This is a genomic window from Sulfurivermis sp., from assembly GCF_059410345.1.
Genome location: NZ_JBLJDO010000025.1, coordinates 1 through 13,688, shown reverse-complemented (window position 1 = coordinate 13,688; position 13,688 = coordinate 1). Strand labels below are relative to the sequence as shown.

The following is a 13,688-nucleotide window of genomic DNA, read 5'->3' as shown; positions in this document are numbered from 1 at the left end:
TGGCGATCCTTGCGTGGGGTTATGCCGCGGCCTTGGTCTTGCGGGCGTGCTTGGCGAGCGACAGATCCATCTGGCGATGGGCGGCGCGCTCCGCCGCGGCGGAGAGGAACTCCTCATGCGCCTCGATGGCGCGGCGCACTTCTTCATCGCTGAGAGGCGGCGGCAGGATATCCACGTCGCGGTGGTACCCGGCGCAGCGCTGGTGGCCGTAGTCGAGCAGCGAGGCGGCGGTGATGTGCAGCGCCTGAAGGGAATACATCAGCGGGTGGACGATGGCGTCCAGCTCCGCCTGCGGCAGGTCGGAGGGCAGCAGCGCGATCTTGTCCATCACCATCTGCAGGGTGTAGGCGTTGGCGCGCAGCGCCTCGGTTTCGTCCAGGACGGCGCGGCGCAGTTCGGCGGCATGCTGGCTCGGCTCGGGCAGCGCGCGGCGCTTGCGCAGCTCTTCGTCCTGTTTGTGGATCACCTCGTTGAGGTGGTGCTCGCGCTCCGTCTGTTTCTCGACTTCCTTTCGCAGGGCGATCAGTTCGCGCAGCTGCTCGCGGGACATGTCGGCGGCATTGTCCAGGACGCCGGAATCGAACATGCTATTAAGGAGGTCGGCCGGTGCGCAGGCTAGGGCGGCCTGTTTGCGTTGGGGCAAATTGGCGGCGCGCCGCCAATTTGTCTCAGATAGATGAATAAACATCCTGGCCACCTGGACATCGTCATTGATGCTGCGCTGGCTTCTGCCTGTATCTTTAACCCATCCCATGAACGCACCGTGGCCCAGCTCGCGTTTCTTGAGCATGTAGCCAATGCCGCGCTCTACTCTTGTCACCGCAGCCTGATCCTCTTTCTTGTCCAACCACGCCTCCAGGTCAGCACCGGTCAGCGGATTGCCGCGGTGCATAGGCAGATCCCAGTTGGTTTCCGTCTGCAGGGCAGAGACGCGCTGCGCGATGACGCGCAGTTCGTCATCGTGGATGGTGTTGTCCACGGTTGCAGGCAGCGTTGCAGTGTCGGTGGTGGCTACCAGCTCACCAGCGAGCGGCGCAGCGATCTTCGTCGGCGCCGGCTTCGGCGTTGGTTTCTTGGCTGGCGCTTTCTTGGGCGCGGCCTTCTTCGGGGCGGCTTTCTTGATAGCGGGCTTTGCAGCGGTTTTCTTGACGGCCATGATTTAACCCTCCAGGGTGCGTTTGAGCGCGTTCACTTCGCGCGACAGTTGAGCCTGCGCCACCAGCTTCTGGCCCAGGGCCAGGGCGGCCTGGTCACGGGCATCCACCAGCTCGTGGCCGATGGCCTGCGCCAGAACCAGCAGCGGGACGATGGAGCCCGTCGCCCAGCACAGGGCCGGGAGGTAGCGGGCGGGGAATTCGTGGTACTCCTTCGATTGCGCCGTCCAGGCGTTGAGCTGGCGCAGGGTGACCGGCTTCTCCAGATCAGGCAGGCAGAGGTTCATCCGCTCAACGATGCGTTCGCGGGACAGGCCGCGCTTCTTCGCCTCGCGGATGGCGAGGTTCAGCGCGCCCATCAGTTCGGGGCCGATGTCCAGGTCATGCGCGCTCAGGGCCTCCAGCGCATCCTGCTCCGCCAGTTGCTGGAAAAGATCGGGCTGAATGCTGGAGAAATTTTGTCCGCGTTTAGCCACTGACCTTGCCCTCCCTGCGGCCTACACTGTCCCTCGCGTTCCGACACCGGGGAGAGAGATATGCAGAGATACGCAGCAGCAGCACGTGGGCTCGTGGATGAACTAATAGCCAGCCTTCCCAGCGCCGAGATAGACGCGCTGCGAGACGACCTGCGAGACGCCGGGCTGGCGAACTGGCTGCTATGGGAGCGGGAGCATCAGCCTTATATAGAGGAGTTCCTTGCATCGACCCCGACGCAGCGGGCGCGAAAGAAAGCCTGGGCAGCCCCCCAAGATCGCCGCCTGCTGGTGTACGGCGCAATTTGTCACGCAGCGCGCGGCGCCGCATTTCTCGCTGTATTGAGCGAATCGTTGCTGTGTCGAGACCTGTCGTATCGAACGGCCGCCTCCGAAGGGGGCCGGGCGTACCAGAGGCTGATGGATGCGGATGTTGTTGCGTGGCCGTTTCCAGGACCTGATCCGTTTGTTGACGACGACGCGCCAGGGCGGCGCGGCGGGTAGCTGCCACCTCGGCCAGCCGCGCCTCCGGAAGGTAGTTGTGAAACGTGGGCTCATTGCCACTATTCTTGGTTTTGTCCATCGATCCGCTGCCTTGGTGTTGGTTGTTCGCGCCAAATAACTTTTGAATTACTTTGAATGGGGTTCCTCGTTGTCAGGTGTCGCTCTGGCCGGTGTCCGCCCGGCTGTTTCCGCGCCCAGTGATGTTTTGCCAGGGACGAACCGGGTACAGGGGGCAGGTTTTGCACTCGCAATCGCGAACTCGCACCTTCGGGCTCGGGCGCGGGTCGTCATCACCACCGACGCACATGAAGCACCGCCCCTGAACGGCCGAGGCGAGGGAGCGGCGACCGGTTCCGGTCTGATAGGGGCGCACCAGGTAGAGCGGGCACGCGGTCGATGGGCATTCGCGCACGAGGTCAGCTGTGTTGGTGTTGTGGCCAGCGCCCATGCAGTCGATGCAGAAGGCCTTGATGGACTTGGAGCGACTCATGCGGCGTTCTCCTGGTTGGGGCGCCAGACGACGATGAGACTGCGGCGCAACAGTGCGTTCGCCTCCAGTGCCTGGCGCTTCTGGGCGACGTACTGATGTGTGCCGTCGTTGAGGTAGGGCAGGACGTTGCCCTTGTCGTCGGTGAACAGGGCGATGGAATGCCTCAGCTTGTCGTCGGCGTCGTACAGGGCGTCCAGCAGCAGGCTGACCTCGGCCTGGGTCAGGGTGAGAGTGACGGGGGCGCTCATGCTGCAACCCTCCCCTTGGCGGGAGTCAAAACGGCGGCGCGCCGCCGTTTTGACTTGGAGAGCCAGTCGAGGTAGCTGTCTGTCAGGCGAGTATGAAGACTGATCAACTTAACCGACCTGAGCAGATCGCCACGGTCCCGAGCGAGAATCCCGCTGTCGCAGACGGCGATGAACAGCTGGAGCAGCTCGGCCTCGGTGAGGTTGAGAGTGACGGGGGCGCTCATGCTGCGGCCCTCCCCTTGGCGGGGGGCAAAACGGCAGCGCGCTGCCGTTTTGACTTGGGCGGCTCGTTGTAGCGGCCGTCGGGGAACAGGCGGTTGAGGGGGATGCCCGTAACCACGGACAGATAGGACGCGATGTTGTACGATGACTCTTTGCGCCGGATGACGATGGACACGGTCGCGGGCTTGACCCCGAGATCGCGTGCCACCTGGGTCGGCGAAGACCCGGCCTTATATAAGGCGGCGTTGATGTCTGCCCAGTGCATGGGTGGACCTCCTGTTTCAAATTGGCGGCGCGCCGCCAATTTGGGTTGTACGGTGGCGGTCTGGCAGGGCCGCCTTTTTTGAGCCGTAAGGCTCTCGTTTTGTGTAGCGTGTGGAGAGTATGGCTAGCGTTTTCGCTAGTGTCAATACGGTATGGCTATTTCTAACACTAGGTTTCGTGAAGAGAGGCAGCGCTCCAAGCTGAGTCACGCCAAGGTCGCTGATATTTGCGGCGTCGCTGAAAGCTCAGTGATCGCTTGGGAGAAAGGGTCCAAAATTCCGGCCGAGGCCCTGGCCGCACTGGTTGAGGCAGGAACCGGATTCGATTACCAGTACGTCATTACCGGCGTGAGGTGGGGGCTGTTCGGCCCGCAGGACGCGGCCCTGGCGGCGATGTCCGGGGCGCAGCGGATGGCGGAAGCGTTTGTGCGGCTGCGAGAGCTGGAGGGCGCGCTTGGCGTCCAGTTCACCCCCGAGCAGCTCGGAGCGTTGGGCGGGTACGTGGTTGAACACTGTCCGACCCGCGAGTCGCTTGAAGCGTTCGTGCGCGCGGCCTACGCGGTGAAAGGCTCGCCCACCCAGCACGTCACCGGCCACGGCAACATCACCGCAGGCGGTAACGTCTCCGGGGTCAATGTCGGCGGGGTGTCGGTCGATACCCCTGCCAAAAAGGGAACGAAGAAGAAAAAGTAAAGGAGCTGTAGATGGAGCAGACGATACAAGGGAACGGCAACGTGACGGCGGGCGGCAACGTCACCGTCAATGTGTTCATCATCGCGCCGGTCGGCTTTAAAAAAAGCGCAGATCAGGTTCTCGGTGGGAGGTTGAAAAAAAATAGGGCCCCCCAGTCCGTGTAGGACAGAGGCGTCTCCGGGTGTCTGGTTGTGTATAAGGGAAGCGGGATGCCTTGGTTGAAGAAGCTGCGTTGCCGGCTGCTAGGACATCGCTGGCGGTTTGTTCGGGTCAGCCTCGAAGGTCACCGGGCATTTGTTTGCGAGAAGTGCGGCGCCGAGTATCTGGCGCCGCTACGATAGCCGTTATTTTGCAGGCGGTTTATCGGCGCCCTGTTCCAGCTCACCATCGTCCAATAGCTCGCTCGCGACAGCGAGAGGGGTGATCGTGTCGCTGACGCAGATACGCAGGTCCAGCATGCGTGATGGCGATAGCGGCTCTTCCAGATTTGCGCGCAGGGTCTCAAGTCGCTCTGCTGCGATGTGGGCAAGTTTTCTTAATTCGGTTAAGGAGGTAGTCATGGCGTCACACTCTCAGGCATTGATTAAGAAGCTGGAAGGAAAATTGAAAGAACGGTATGACAATCTTGTGTCTTGCATGGGCGGGCGGCCAGTGGACGAAACCGAAATTCGCGCCTTCAATGTCCCCAACGATCACCGCCACGTTTCGTCTGCCGATGTGCGGATTGCCATTGATGACTTCTCAACCATCCTGAAGGAAATCAAAGCCACCCTGGGGAAGCGTTAATCGCGCACGAATTTCATTGAGCCCAGGAACAGCAGCATCACCAGCGGCCATAGGCTGTGCCAGGAGCGGCTCATGTAATACAGTCCAAGGACCGTCGCGCCGCACGTCATGATGAGCACGACATTCCTGATCGTGCCGAGAATCATCATCAGCTTTTCCGGTTCGTACTGTTCCACTCTCCACCTGTTGACATCTTCCGCAGACATCCGCAGCCTATAAAAAGCAGTCAGCACAATTCAGGGGGAAGCATTTCCCCCTGATCGTTTTTCTCCCCCTCCCGCATAGTGCGCTTCATGAACAAGCGCACACAGCAAGACAGCCCCACGGGGCTCAATGATTGGGTCGAGGTCTTCCGCGCCGGCACGCACACGGCCAGCGACGGCAGTACCCACGAATTCTCCACCGCCGATCTCGACCAGATGGTCGAGAGTCATGCGTCTGGCTGGAAGGCTCCAATCGTCGTGGGACACCCCAAGCACAATGATCCGGCATTCGGCTGGGCCGACCAGCTCAAGCGCGTCGGCAATTCCCTCTATGCCAAATTCAAGGATGTTGCGCCGGAGTTCGCCGCCTCGGTCGAGGCAGGGCATTACCGCAATCGCTCCGTGCGTGTCGTCAAGGATGCCGGTCGCTGGCTGATTGACCATGTCGGTTTCCTGGGCGCGAAGCGCCCGGCCATCCCGCTCGATTCCTTGAGCTACTCCGCCACCGACGGCGTGTGCATCGACTTCTCCGCTGACGAATGGCGCGTGCCGAGTCTGCTGGCTCGGATGATGCGCCGCATGCGTGAGTTCCTGATCGACAAGTACGGCCAGGAAGATGCCGACCGCGTGATGCCCGCCTGGGAGGTGGATGACCTCGCCGACCTGGCCACCGAGCAGCGCATCGAAGATCGCCCCGCTTCCCCCTCTTTCTCCGCACCCACTCAACAGGGAGACGTATCCATGCTCACCGAAGAAGATTTGAAGCGCGCCCGTGAGGAGGCGCGTGCCGAGGCCCGCGCCGAAGCGCAGGCCGAGTTCACCGCCCAGCAGACCACGCTGCAGCAGCAGCTCCAGACCGAACGCGAGAACCGCCTGCGTGCGGAGTTCAGCGCCAACATCAACGAGGCCATCGACGCCGGCCGCCTGACTCCGGCCCAGGCCGAGGGCGCTGTCGACTTCATGCTGCAGCTCTCGCGTGAACCGATGGAGTTCGAGTTCTCCGCCGGCGAAGGCGACAAGGCCATAAAGGTCACCAAGCCCGCGCTCACCTGGTTCCGTGACTTCATGGCCGCGCTGCCCAAGCAGATCGACCTGGGCGGTTCGCGCGCTGGTGAAGAGGTCGATGCCGCCGCCGGCGATGCCGAGTTCGCCGCGCCGGAGGGCTATGCAGTCGATGCTGATTCGATGGCCATCCACGGCAAGGCCGTGGCGTACCAGAAGAAGCACGGCTGTTCCTACAACGAAGCGGTCGACGCAGTCAGCGCCGGGCGTTAACCCCAACCACAAACTGAGGGACATACCATCATGGGTCGCCAAGCCGTTCCTGTTCTGAGTCTGTCGGTGGCTGCTGCTGCCGCAATCACTGCCCACCGCTTTGCCTTGGCCAACGGCACCATCTGTGGCGCCAATGGCAACGCCAAGGGCGTCTACATCTCCGATGCCGAGGTCGGCGAGCTGGTCGGCATGACCGTGCTGGGTACCGCCATCGTCGAATCTGGCGCCGCGTTCGCTGTGGATGCCAACCTGCAGTCCGACGCACTGGGCCGCGCGGTCACCGCCGTCGATGGCCCGGTGGTGGCGCGCGCTCTGGAGGCCGCAACCGCTGCCGGCCAGCTGGTGGAGGTGCTGGTGATTGCGTCGCCGTCCACCATCGCCGATGGCGCGAAGCTGGCGCAGGTGCTGGCCAGCAACGACATCACCCGTCCCAGCGCGGATGGCGCGGTTCCGATCTCCGGCATCGCCCTGATCGACGGCGGTACCGGTATCGCCGGCCTGACTCTGGCCGCACCGCAGCCGGGCTGCCAGGCGCGCATCAAGCTGGACACCCTGAGCAGCGGCACCGTCGTGCTGACCACCGCCGCCGGCGTCACCTTCGATGGCACCAACAACACCGCAACGTACAACGCCGCCGGCGATGAACTGGTGCTCGGCTACAAGAGCGCCACCGAGTGGGAAGTCATCGAGAACACCAGCGTCACCCTGAGCGCTGTGTAACGGCCATCAACCAAGAGGAATTTAATCCATGAAACAGCGTTCCGTATTCTTCTCTCTGCTCGGCGCCGCCCTGGTGGTTGCCGCTCTGGCCTTCATGGTCGAGCCGTCCACCGCCGTGGCCGCCGTCCATCTGCCTGATGGTATGGCTGGTCTCTCGCTGGTTGGCATGGCCGGAATCATGAGTCCGCGCCAGGCGCGCGTCATCGACCCGGTGCTGTCGAATCATGCCCGCGGCTACGGCAATCCCGATGTCGAGCGCGCCGGCCGCGTTCTGTTTCCCCGCGCCCCCATCGATCAGCGCGGCGCGAAGATCGTCAAATTCGGCAAGGAGGCGTTCCGGCTCTACAACACCGAACGCGCGCCGGGCGCCGCCAAGAAGCGCGTGTCTGTCGGCTACAGCTCCGACAGCGTGAGCCTGATCCAGCATGCGCTGGCTGGTCAGGTGGCATTCGAGAACCTGGAAGACGCGAACGCCGTTCCGGGCATCGACCTCGGCCGTCGTGCGCTCAATGTGCCGATGGAGATCATCCGCCGCGAGGAGGAGTACCGCGCCGCGCAGATCGCCCAGAATGCCGCGAACTACGCCACCGACAACAAGGACACTTTGTCCGGTACCGACCAGTGGACTGACGCAGGCTCCAAGCCTGGTGAGCAGATGGACGATGCTCACATGGTCATCCGCTCCCGCATCGGCCGCCGCGGCAATGTCCTGGTGCTCGGTCCCAACGTCTACAACGCCGCCCGCCGCAACGCCAAGGTAATCGCCCAGGTGTTCGCCGGCAGTGCGAACAAGCCGGAGATGGTGACCCGCGATCAGCTCGCTGCCTACTTCGGCGTGAAGAAGATCGCCGTGGGTGACGACGTGTACCTGCCGGCAAATGCCAGCGACGACGACGCCTTCTCCGATGTCTGGGGCAACGTCGCCATCCTGGCCTACGTGCCGAGCGTGGACGGCGAGGGCGACATCGAGGTACCGAGCTTCGGTTACACCTACTACCTCAAGGGCCACCCGCTGGTGGAAGCGCCCTGGCAGGACCGCGATCACGACGTGTGGGTCTATCCGACCAAGGATGAGTACCAGCCGGTGCTAACCGGCATGCACGCCGGCTTCCTGTTCACCGACGTCATCCCGAGCGCGTAACGCACAACAAGAAAGGATTTGTGCTGACGGCACAGGCCACGGACGGCCACCCAATTTCCAGGAGTAGATCATGCCGAAATACAAAGTACTCGACACCCTGCGCCATAACGGCAAGCGCTACAAGCCCGGCACCGACAACGACGTGGTGGAGATGAGCGCAAAGGAAGCGGCCAACGTGCGTCCTGGTGTGCTGCAGCCGATGGATGACTCCGCCGCGAACGCTGCTGCCGCGAAGGCTGCTGCCGAGAAGGCTGCTGCCGCGAAGGCTGCTGCCGAGAAGGCTGCTGCCGAGAAGGCTGCTGCTGAGAAGGCTGCTGCTGAGAAGGCTGCTGCTGAGAAGGCTGCTGCTGAGAAGGCCGACGAACAAAAGAACACCTCCGAGAGCGAAGCGAAGGCCGCTGGAGACCAGGAAGAGAAGGCGGAAGGAGCTGGTGCCCCCGCCGCAGCAGGGACCGCTGCCCAGCCTGCCGGCAAGAAGAAGGGCGCGCAGTAACCCATGCCCTACGCCACGCCCAATGACCTGCTGTTCTTCGGCGCCGCCGAGCTGTCCCAGCTCGCCGCGCCTGAGGATAACCGCGTCACCGGCGATCTGCTGCGCCTCACCATCGAGGCCGGCGACCGCAGCGCGTACACGGCCGAGGAGATCGCCGCCGCGGATGCGGCCCTGCTGCGCCTGGAGGGCGTGCTCAACCGGGCCAGCAAGCGCATCGATAGCTACCTGGCGCCGCGCTATCCGCTGCCGCTGTCCGCTGAACTCATCGCCGGCAGCGAGCTGGGCCAGGCGTGCATGGACATCAGCCGCTTCCTGCTGATGGAAGACGCTGCGACCGACACGGTCAAGGATCGCTACGACCGCGCCGTTGCCTGGTTGCGCGATCTGTCCAACGGCAAAGCGAGTCTCGGCCCGGTGGATACCGCCGTCGCCACGCCCACCGGCCGCCCGGTGCTGCGCACCGGCGTCAGCGGGCATGACTGGGATAAGTACTGATGCTCAGCGAACTCGAACAGGGGCTGATTGACGTTGTCGACGGAAGCGCGCTCAAGGCGCGTTTGCGCACTGTCGACTCCATGCCAGATATCACGCCGGAGTCGATTCGCAACCTGGTCGGCACCGCGCCGGCCGTGTACGTGTCCGCGGAGTCTGTTGAGTTCGAAGGCCACCGCGCCAAGGGGCTGCTCAGCGTTCTGTGCCTGGCGAAGAACTCGCGCGGCCACAAGGCGCAGCGTCGCGGCGACGGCGACGCGATCAAGTTCCTGCGCAATCTCGCCCAGGGCGTGGTCTCCCTCGGCATCAGCGGCGCCGAAGGCACCGCCGGCACCGCCGACTTCGACGGCGGCCGCCAGGTGTTTGGTGGGGGTGGGTTCTGATGCTCGCCGCCGAGCCGCTGATCGTCGCGCGCCTGGAGGCGAAACTCGCCGCGCTCAATCCGGTGCCGCGTGTTTTTACTGCACCGGACCTGGCGGGCGTGGCCGAAGAGCAGCAGGTAACGCCGGCGGTGTATGTGGTGTACGGCGGTCCCCGTATCGGCCAGGTGCTGGCCGATGGCGCCATCGTCGAGCTGGATGAGGTATGGCACACGGTGGTGGTGGTGCGCAATCTGCGCGGCGTGCGCAGCGGCGAGGCGGCGCGTGAGGATGCCAGCACCATCCTCCAGGCCGTGTTCGGCGCCTTGAGTGGTTGGAAGCCGAGCGCCGACCTGCGCCGGTTGCGCCCCGTCAATCCGCCGCGCGCCGGCTACTCGAAGGGCTACGGGTACTACCCGCTGAGCTGGACGATCAAACAGCAAATGAGAGGAGAGCCGTGATGGCCAAGCAGAATGACGCCGCCGAAAAGAAGGCGGCCAAGATGGTCGATGTGAAGCTGAAGCGGGCGCATACCCACGCCGGCAAGAAGCATCAGGCCGACGAAGTGATCACCGTGTGCGATAGCGATGCCCAGTGGCTGGTAGCCAACGGCATCGGCGCAATCGTTTAACCAGGAGGGGCAGCCACCATGCAGGGCACTACCAGCGATTACAGCTACATCGGGGTCGGCAAAATCTACCTGCGCGACCGCAACGGCTCCGGCGGCCTGGTGCCGATCGGTAATGTCTCGGCGCTGAACTTCGCCGTGACCGAAGAGCAGAAGGAGCTGATGGACTACACCAGCGCCGGCGGCGGCACGCGCAACGAGGTGCGCCGCATCACCGGCGTCGAGGCGAAGATCACCCTCCATGATCTCAGCCCGGACAATCTGGCCCTGGCGTTGTACGGCGACAGCAGCGCCGTGGCGGCCGGCAGCGTTACCAGCGAGGCGATCACCGTCAAGCTGGGCACCCTGGTGCCGCTGGCCAACGTCGCTCCCAGCTCCGTCGTGGTCAAGGACGAAACCGACACCACAACCTATACCGCCGGCACCGACTACGAAGTGCGTCCGGCTGGTATCTGGTTCCCGGCGAGCGGTGGAACCATCGCTGACGCTGCAACCGTGCATGTGTCCTACAGCCACCCCGGCCAGGACGTGGTGCAGGCGCTGACCCAGGCGGCCGGCGAGTATGAGCTGATGTTCGACGGCATCAACGAGGCCCGCAGCGGCAAGGCATCCGTCATCAACGTGCACCGCCTGCGCTTCGGCCCGGCCGCCAGCCTGGACCTGATCGGCGACGACTATGCCGGCCTGGAGCTGACCGGCAAGGTGCTCTCCGATGACACCCAGGGCGCCGGTCTCAGCCGCTACTTCAAGGCGTCGATCGTTCAGTAACGCGTCACACCGTAGCAACCAGGGAGGGGGCCGCGCGCCCCTCTCGCGTAACAGGACAGACACCTCGCACCATGAGCAACAACCTCGAACTGGCACTCAAGATTCGCGCCCTCGTTGAGGGCCTGGCGAACGTCGAGCAGTTATCAGGCGAGGTGCGCGAGCTGGCCGATCAGGCCGGCAAGGAGCTGCCCGATCCCACCGACGATCTGCGCGATGGGATGGACAAAACCAAAGACCTCGCCAGCCAGCTGCAGGCGGAACTGGCGCGCCTGCTGACAGCCGCTGCGCTGGGCAAGTTCGTCAAGGACTCGGTGCAGGCCGTCCGCGCCGCCGAGGCATCGTTCCGCGGCCTGGAGGCGGTGGCGGAGCATACCGGCGTCGGTATCGGCCGCGCCTTCCAGGAAGCGCAGAAGCTGTCCGCCGATGGTCTGATGACCGTCTCGGATGCGAGCAAGTCGCTGCAGAACCTGCTGTCACGTGGCTACGACGTAGAGCAAGCGGTTGCCACCCTGGAGCGACTCAAGGACGCGGCGGCGTTCAACCGTGCCGCGCACCTCTCCATGTCCGAGGCGGTACTCACCGCAACGGAAGGCCTCAAGAACGAAAACTCCACCCTGGTCGATAACGCCGGCGTCACCAAGAACGTGGCGAAGATGTGGGAGGAGTACGCCAAGTCCATCGGCAAGAGCGCCACGAACCTCACCCAGGCGGAGAAGATACAAGCCGAGTTCAACGGCATCCTGAAAGAAACGGAAGCGCAGGCTGGCAACGCGCAGAAGGCCCTGGCCGGCATCGAGGGCCAAACCGCATCGCTTAACAAGAACATAAACGAGCTTGAAACGGCGTTCGGTGTGGCGCTGATCCCGGCGCTGACCAACCTCACCGAAGCCGGCAAGATTGTCGTCAACGACTGGATCAAGCCGTTCATCGGCGGCTTGGAAATCCTGTCGATCAAGATCGCCGCTGCGGTCGAGAACATGGGCGCCCTGTGGGACGGCGTAAAGATCGGCGGCGACGGCGCCGCCGCTGCGTTCGAGCGAATCAAACGCAACATGGAGGTCGCCGATCAGATGGCTGCCGACGTGGTCGATCGCTACGAGGGCGGCCTGATCCCGGCAGCGCAACAGGCCGCCGCCGCTGCGAAGGCGTACGGCGATGCCAGCCAAGCCGCTGGTGATCAGGCTACCGCTGCGACCGACACCGCCGCAGAGGCCGCCGCCAACCTGGTGGCGCAGCTCAACGCCGCAGGCACCGCCGGTACCGGCGCCGGAAAGGCCATCAATGACGCGATGGCCACCATCGACCTCACCAGCGCCGATGGTGTGCGCGCCCTGGCGCTGGCCTACGCACAGGCCGGCGACAAGGCCCGCGAACTGGACGCCGCTGCTGCCAAGACCATCGCCGACATGAACGCCGCCGATCTGACGGCGTTCAGCGGCACCCTCACGGCAGCATTTGCCTCCGGCCAGGCCGGCGCCGAGCAACTCACCCACATCAATGACCTGGTACTGGCCGAATCGTTCAAGCGCCTCGGACTGACTGCCGAGGTGGAGCTGGGACGCATCAGCCCGAAGGCGCAGGAGGCCATCGCTGCGGTAGACGCGATCCGCCTCTCCGTCGAGCAGACCGGCATCAGCGGCGAGCAGCGTATGCAGGCCCTGGGTAATGCCCTGGCGCAGGCCATCGGCAGCGCCGACACCCTGGCCGCAGCAGAAGCCATCCGCGAGCGCATCGAGGCGATGGGCAAGACCGGCGAGCTGGCGGGCAAGAAGTTGGAGTTGGCCATGAAGTCCGCCAAGGGCCGCGTCGAGGATCTGACGCCTGGTATCCAGTCGGTCGATGAAGCCATGAGGGAACTTGGGATCACCAGCCAAGCCGCTCTGATGGAGACGGCGAAGCGTGCGCGCGACGCCTACCAGGTGATCAAATACGGCGGCACCACGCTGGAGGAGCAGAAACAGGCGTGGCTCAAGTGGGCGCAGGCAGCCATCGCCTCGGGCGATGAGGCAGCGATCGCAATGGTCAAGGCCGAGGGCGCGATCCTTGGCTACGGAAAAGAAGTGGACCGCCTGGTCGGCCAGCAGGGTGTTGTCGGCGACGCCACCAAGGATGCCGCAGCCGCCCTGGCGGAGCAGGCGCGACAGGCCGAGGATGCCCGCCGCAAACTGCGCGAGTTGGCCGTCCAGGCCGACGACACAGCAGGCTCTCAGCGCGACCTGGCCGATGCTACACGCGAGGCCGCAGGCGCAGGCGGTGAGCGCGGCGCCCAAGCCATCAACTACGAAGCCCTCAGCGAGAAAGAGCTGGAGAAGGAGCGGCAGCGCCTCCAGGCGCAGATCGCGCAGCTGGTCAACATGCCCGCGTTCTATGGACTCGGTGCGGATAAATATTTCCGTGAACAATTCGAGCGCGAGCTGCGGCGCGTGGACGCGGCGATGGACAAATACCAGCAGCAGCGTGAGCGCGCCGCCGGCGACGGCCGCGCGACCGCCACGCAGCCGACGAGCGTCGGCACCGTCAACGTCAATTTCCGCCTGCCCGCCGGCGGCGTCAAAACAGTGCGCGTTGCCGCCGGCGACGAAAACAACCTGCTGGAGGCGCTGCGGGACTCGCAGTTGATCTCATGACGATCACGATCACCGACGGCACCACGCCGCTGACCCTGCCCGACGATCTGGATTGGTCGGATGAATACACCTGGCAGCAGGTGGAGCAGTCCGCCGAATACACGCTGACGGGCGCGCTGGTGGTGGAGTCCGCCACCAAACAGGCCGGT

At 64.2% G+C, this 13,688-nt stretch carries 21 protein-coding genes; 13 read left to right on the top strand and 8 right to left on the bottom strand.

Annotated elements, in window-relative coordinates; translation table 11 throughout:
- Nucleotides 1–19: 19 nt before the first annotated feature.
- From ACMV8A_RS14195 to ACMV8A_RS14170, 6 genes are all read right to left on the bottom strand, one after another.
- Nucleotides 20–1,156: a hypothetical protein gene (locus ACMV8A_RS14195; protein WP_495326534.1), complete on the bottom strand. Its 1,137-nt coding sequence runs from the start codon at nt 1,154–1,156 to the stop codon at nt 20–22.
- Between the two features lie 3 nt (nt 1,157–1,159).
- Nucleotides 1,160–1,630 (bottom strand): hypothetical protein, encoded by a 471-nt coding sequence (locus ACMV8A_RS14190; RefSeq protein WP_495326533.1) that lies wholly within the window; start codon nt 1,628–1,630, stop codon nt 1,160–1,162.
- A 652-nt stretch (nt 1,631–2,282) separates the two neighbouring features.
- Nucleotides 2,283–2,621 carry a hypothetical protein gene (locus ACMV8A_RS14185; protein ID WP_495326532.1) on the bottom strand — a complete coding sequence of 113 codons (339 nt, stop codon included), beginning with the start codon at nt 2,619–2,621 and terminating at the stop codon, nt 2,283–2,285.
- On the bottom strand, nt 2,618–2,869 hold the full coding sequence (locus tag ACMV8A_RS14180) for a hypothetical protein (protein WP_495326531.1): 252 nt from the start codon (nt 2,867–2,869) through the stop codon (nt 2,618–2,620). The genes ACMV8A_RS14185 and ACMV8A_RS14180 overlap by 4 nt, the downstream gene beginning before the upstream one ends.
- Entirely contained in the window at nt 2,866–3,093 is a 228-nt protein-coding gene (locus ACMV8A_RS14175) for a hypothetical protein (RefSeq protein WP_495326530.1), read from the bottom strand. The genes ACMV8A_RS14180 and ACMV8A_RS14175 overlap by 4 nt, the downstream gene beginning before the upstream one ends.
- Complete coding sequence (locus tag ACMV8A_RS14170) at nt 3,090–3,356, bottom strand: helix-turn-helix domain-containing protein (RefSeq protein WP_495326529.1); 267 nt, start codon at nt 3,354–3,356, stop codon at nt 3,090–3,092. The genes ACMV8A_RS14175 and ACMV8A_RS14170 overlap by 4 nt, the downstream gene beginning before the upstream one ends.
- Nucleotides 3,357–3,507: 151 nt before the next feature.
- Between ACMV8A_RS14170 and ACMV8A_RS14165 the strand changes: the two genes are divergently transcribed.
- Complete coding sequence (locus ACMV8A_RS14165) at nt 3,508–4,047, top strand: helix-turn-helix domain-containing protein (protein WP_495326528.1); 540 nt, start codon at nt 3,508–3,510, stop codon at nt 4,045–4,047.
- 11 nt (nt 4,048–4,058) lie between these two features.
- A complete protein-coding gene (locus ACMV8A_RS14160) occupies nt 4,059–4,211 on the top strand; it encodes a hypothetical protein (RefSeq protein ID WP_495326527.1) in 153 nt (50 codons plus the stop codon).
- A gap of 180 nt (nt 4,212–4,391) precedes the next feature.
- Here ACMV8A_RS14160 and ACMV8A_RS14155 read toward each other — a convergent pair whose 3' ends face one another.
- Nucleotides 4,392–4,607: a hypothetical protein gene (locus ACMV8A_RS14155; protein WP_495326526.1), complete on the bottom strand. Its 216-nt coding sequence runs from the start codon at nt 4,605–4,607 to the stop codon at nt 4,392–4,394.
- Here ACMV8A_RS14155 and ACMV8A_RS14150 point away from each other — a divergent pair.
- Nucleotides 4,606–4,833: a hypothetical protein gene (locus ACMV8A_RS14150; RefSeq protein ID WP_495326525.1), complete on the top strand. Its 228-nt coding sequence runs from the start codon at nt 4,606–4,608 to the stop codon at nt 4,831–4,833. The two genes, ACMV8A_RS14155 and ACMV8A_RS14150, sit on opposite strands and share 2 nt — an antisense overlap.
- Here ACMV8A_RS14150 and ACMV8A_RS14145 read toward each other — a convergent pair.
- Complete coding sequence (locus tag ACMV8A_RS14145; RefSeq protein WP_495326524.1) at nt 4,830–5,009, bottom strand: hypothetical protein; 180 nt, start codon at nt 5,007–5,009, stop codon at nt 4,830–4,832. The genes ACMV8A_RS14150 and ACMV8A_RS14145 overlap by 4 nt on opposite strands.
- A 117-nt stretch (nt 5,010–5,126) precedes the next feature.
- On the opposite strand from ACMV8A_RS14145, the gene ACMV8A_RS14140 reads away from it, so the two are divergent.
- From ACMV8A_RS14140 to ACMV8A_RS14095, 10 genes are all read left to right on the top strand, one after another.
- Entirely contained in the window at nt 5,127–6,311 is a 1,185-nt protein-coding gene (locus ACMV8A_RS14140; RefSeq protein ID WP_495326523.1) for a hypothetical protein, read from the top strand.
- Between the two features lie 30 nt (nt 6,312–6,341).
- Nucleotides 6,342–7,031, top strand: a complete 690-nt coding sequence (locus tag ACMV8A_RS14135) for a hypothetical protein (RefSeq protein WP_495326522.1) — start codon at nt 6,342–6,344, stop codon at nt 7,029–7,031.
- Between the two features lie 28 nt (nt 7,032–7,059).
- The gene (locus tag ACMV8A_RS14130; RefSeq protein WP_495326521.1) at nt 7,060–8,172 is read left to right on the top strand and encodes a hypothetical protein; all 1,113 of its coding nucleotides are present in this window, start codon (nt 7,060–7,062) and stop codon (nt 8,170–8,172) included.
- A 70-nt stretch (nt 8,173–8,242) separates the two neighbouring features.
- Nucleotides 8,243–8,665 (top strand): hypothetical protein, encoded by a 423-nt coding sequence (locus tag ACMV8A_RS14125; RefSeq protein ID WP_495326520.1) that lies wholly within the window; start codon nt 8,243–8,245, stop codon nt 8,663–8,665.
- A 3-nt stretch (nt 8,666–8,668) separates the two neighbouring features.
- Nucleotides 8,669–9,160 (top strand): phage protein Gp36 family protein, encoded by a 492-nt coding sequence (locus ACMV8A_RS14120; protein WP_495326519.1) that lies wholly within the window; start codon nt 8,669–8,671, stop codon nt 9,158–9,160.
- Nucleotides 9,160–9,540, top strand: a complete 381-nt coding sequence (locus ACMV8A_RS14115; protein WP_495326518.1) for a hypothetical protein — start codon at nt 9,160–9,162, stop codon at nt 9,538–9,540. Before ACMV8A_RS14120 ends, ACMV8A_RS14115 begins: the two co-directional genes overlap by 1 nt.
- A complete protein-coding gene (locus tag ACMV8A_RS14110) occupies nt 9,540–9,977 on the top strand; it encodes a phage tail terminator protein (protein ID WP_495326517.1) in 438 nt (145 codons plus the stop codon). The genes ACMV8A_RS14115 and ACMV8A_RS14110 overlap by 1 nt, the downstream gene beginning before the upstream one ends.
- Nucleotides 9,977–10,147, top strand: a complete 171-nt coding sequence (locus tag ACMV8A_RS14105) for a DUF7210 family protein (RefSeq protein WP_495326516.1) — start codon at nt 9,977–9,979, stop codon at nt 10,145–10,147. The genes ACMV8A_RS14110 and ACMV8A_RS14105 overlap by 1 nt, the downstream gene beginning before the upstream one ends.
- 18 nt (nt 10,148–10,165) lie before the next feature.
- The gene (locus ACMV8A_RS14100) at nt 10,166–10,912 is read left to right on the top strand and encodes a phage tail tube protein (RefSeq protein ID WP_495326515.1); all 747 of its coding nucleotides are present in this window, start codon (nt 10,166–10,168) and stop codon (nt 10,910–10,912) included.
- 71 nt (nt 10,913–10,983) lie between these two features.
- Nucleotides 10,984–13,539, top strand: coding sequence for a hypothetical protein (locus tag ACMV8A_RS14095; RefSeq protein WP_495326514.1), 2,556 nt, complete (start codon nt 10,984–10,986; stop codon nt 13,537–13,539).
- Nucleotides 13,540–13,688 lie beyond the last annotated feature (149 nt).

Excerpts from the sequence above, each read along its gene's own strand:
- ACMV8A_RS14195 (WP_495326534.1), bottom strand. The coding sequence starts at position 1,156 with ATGGCCGTCAAGAAAACCGCTGCAAAGCCCGCTATCAAGAAAGCCGCC.
- ACMV8A_RS14125 (WP_495326520.1), top strand. The coding sequence starts at position 8,243 with ATGCCGAAATACAAAGTACTCGACACCCTGCGCCATAACGGCAAGCGC.
- ACMV8A_RS14165 (WP_495326528.1), top strand. The coding sequence starts at position 3,508 with ATGGCTATTTCTAACACTAGGTTTCGTGAAGAGAGGCAGCGCTCCAAG.
- ACMV8A_RS14105 (WP_495326516.1), top strand. The coding sequence starts at position 9,977 with ATGGCCAAGCAGAATGACGCCGCCGAAAAGAAGGCGGCCAAGATGGTC.
- ACMV8A_RS14095 (WP_495326514.1), top strand. The coding sequence starts at position 10,984 with ATGAGCAACAACCTCGAACTGGCACTCAAGATTCGCGCCCTCGTTGAG.
- ACMV8A_RS14100 (WP_495326515.1), top strand. The coding sequence starts at position 10,166 with ATGCAGGGCACTACCAGCGATTACAGCTACATCGGGGTCGGCAAAATC.
- ACMV8A_RS14120 (WP_495326519.1), top strand. The coding sequence starts at position 8,669 with ATGCCCTACGCCACGCCCAATGACCTGCTGTTCTTCGGCGCCGCCGAG.
- ACMV8A_RS14170 (WP_495326529.1), bottom strand. The coding sequence starts at position 3,356 with ATGCACTGGGCAGACATCAACGCCGCCTTATATAAGGCCGGGTCTTCG.
- ACMV8A_RS14180 (WP_495326531.1), bottom strand. The coding sequence starts at position 2,869 with ATGAGCGCCCCCGTCACTCTCACCCTGACCCAGGCCGAGGTCAGCCTG.
- ACMV8A_RS14185 (WP_495326532.1), bottom strand. The coding sequence starts at position 2,621 with ATGAGTCGCTCCAAGTCCATCAAGGCCTTCTGCATCGACTGCATGGGC.
- ACMV8A_RS14160 (WP_495326527.1), top strand. The coding sequence starts at position 4,059 with ATGGAGCAGACGATACAAGGGAACGGCAACGTGACGGCGGGCGGCAAC.
- ACMV8A_RS14115 (WP_495326518.1), top strand. The coding sequence starts at position 9,160 with ATGCTCAGCGAACTCGAACAGGGGCTGATTGACGTTGTCGACGGAAGC.
- ACMV8A_RS14130 (WP_495326521.1), top strand. The coding sequence starts at position 7,060 with ATGAAACAGCGTTCCGTATTCTTCTCTCTGCTCGGCGCCGCCCTGGTG.
- ACMV8A_RS14155 (WP_495326526.1), bottom strand. The coding sequence starts at position 4,607 with ATGACTACCTCCTTAACCGAATTAAGAAAACTTGCCCACATCGCAGCA.
- ACMV8A_RS14175 (WP_495326530.1), bottom strand. The coding sequence starts at position 3,093 with ATGAGCGCCCCCGTCACTCTCAACCTCACCGAGGCCGAGCTGCTCCAG.
- ACMV8A_RS14110 (WP_495326517.1), top strand. The coding sequence starts at position 9,540 with ATGCTCGCCGCCGAGCCGCTGATCGTCGCGCGCCTGGAGGCGAAACTC.
- ACMV8A_RS14135 (WP_495326522.1), top strand. The coding sequence starts at position 6,342 with ATGGGTCGCCAAGCCGTTCCTGTTCTGAGTCTGTCGGTGGCTGCTGCT.
- ACMV8A_RS14140 (WP_495326523.1), top strand. The coding sequence starts at position 5,127 with ATGAACAAGCGCACACAGCAAGACAGCCCCACGGGGCTCAATGATTGG.
- ACMV8A_RS14150 (WP_495326525.1), top strand. The coding sequence starts at position 4,606 with ATGGCGTCACACTCTCAGGCATTGATTAAGAAGCTGGAAGGAAAATTG.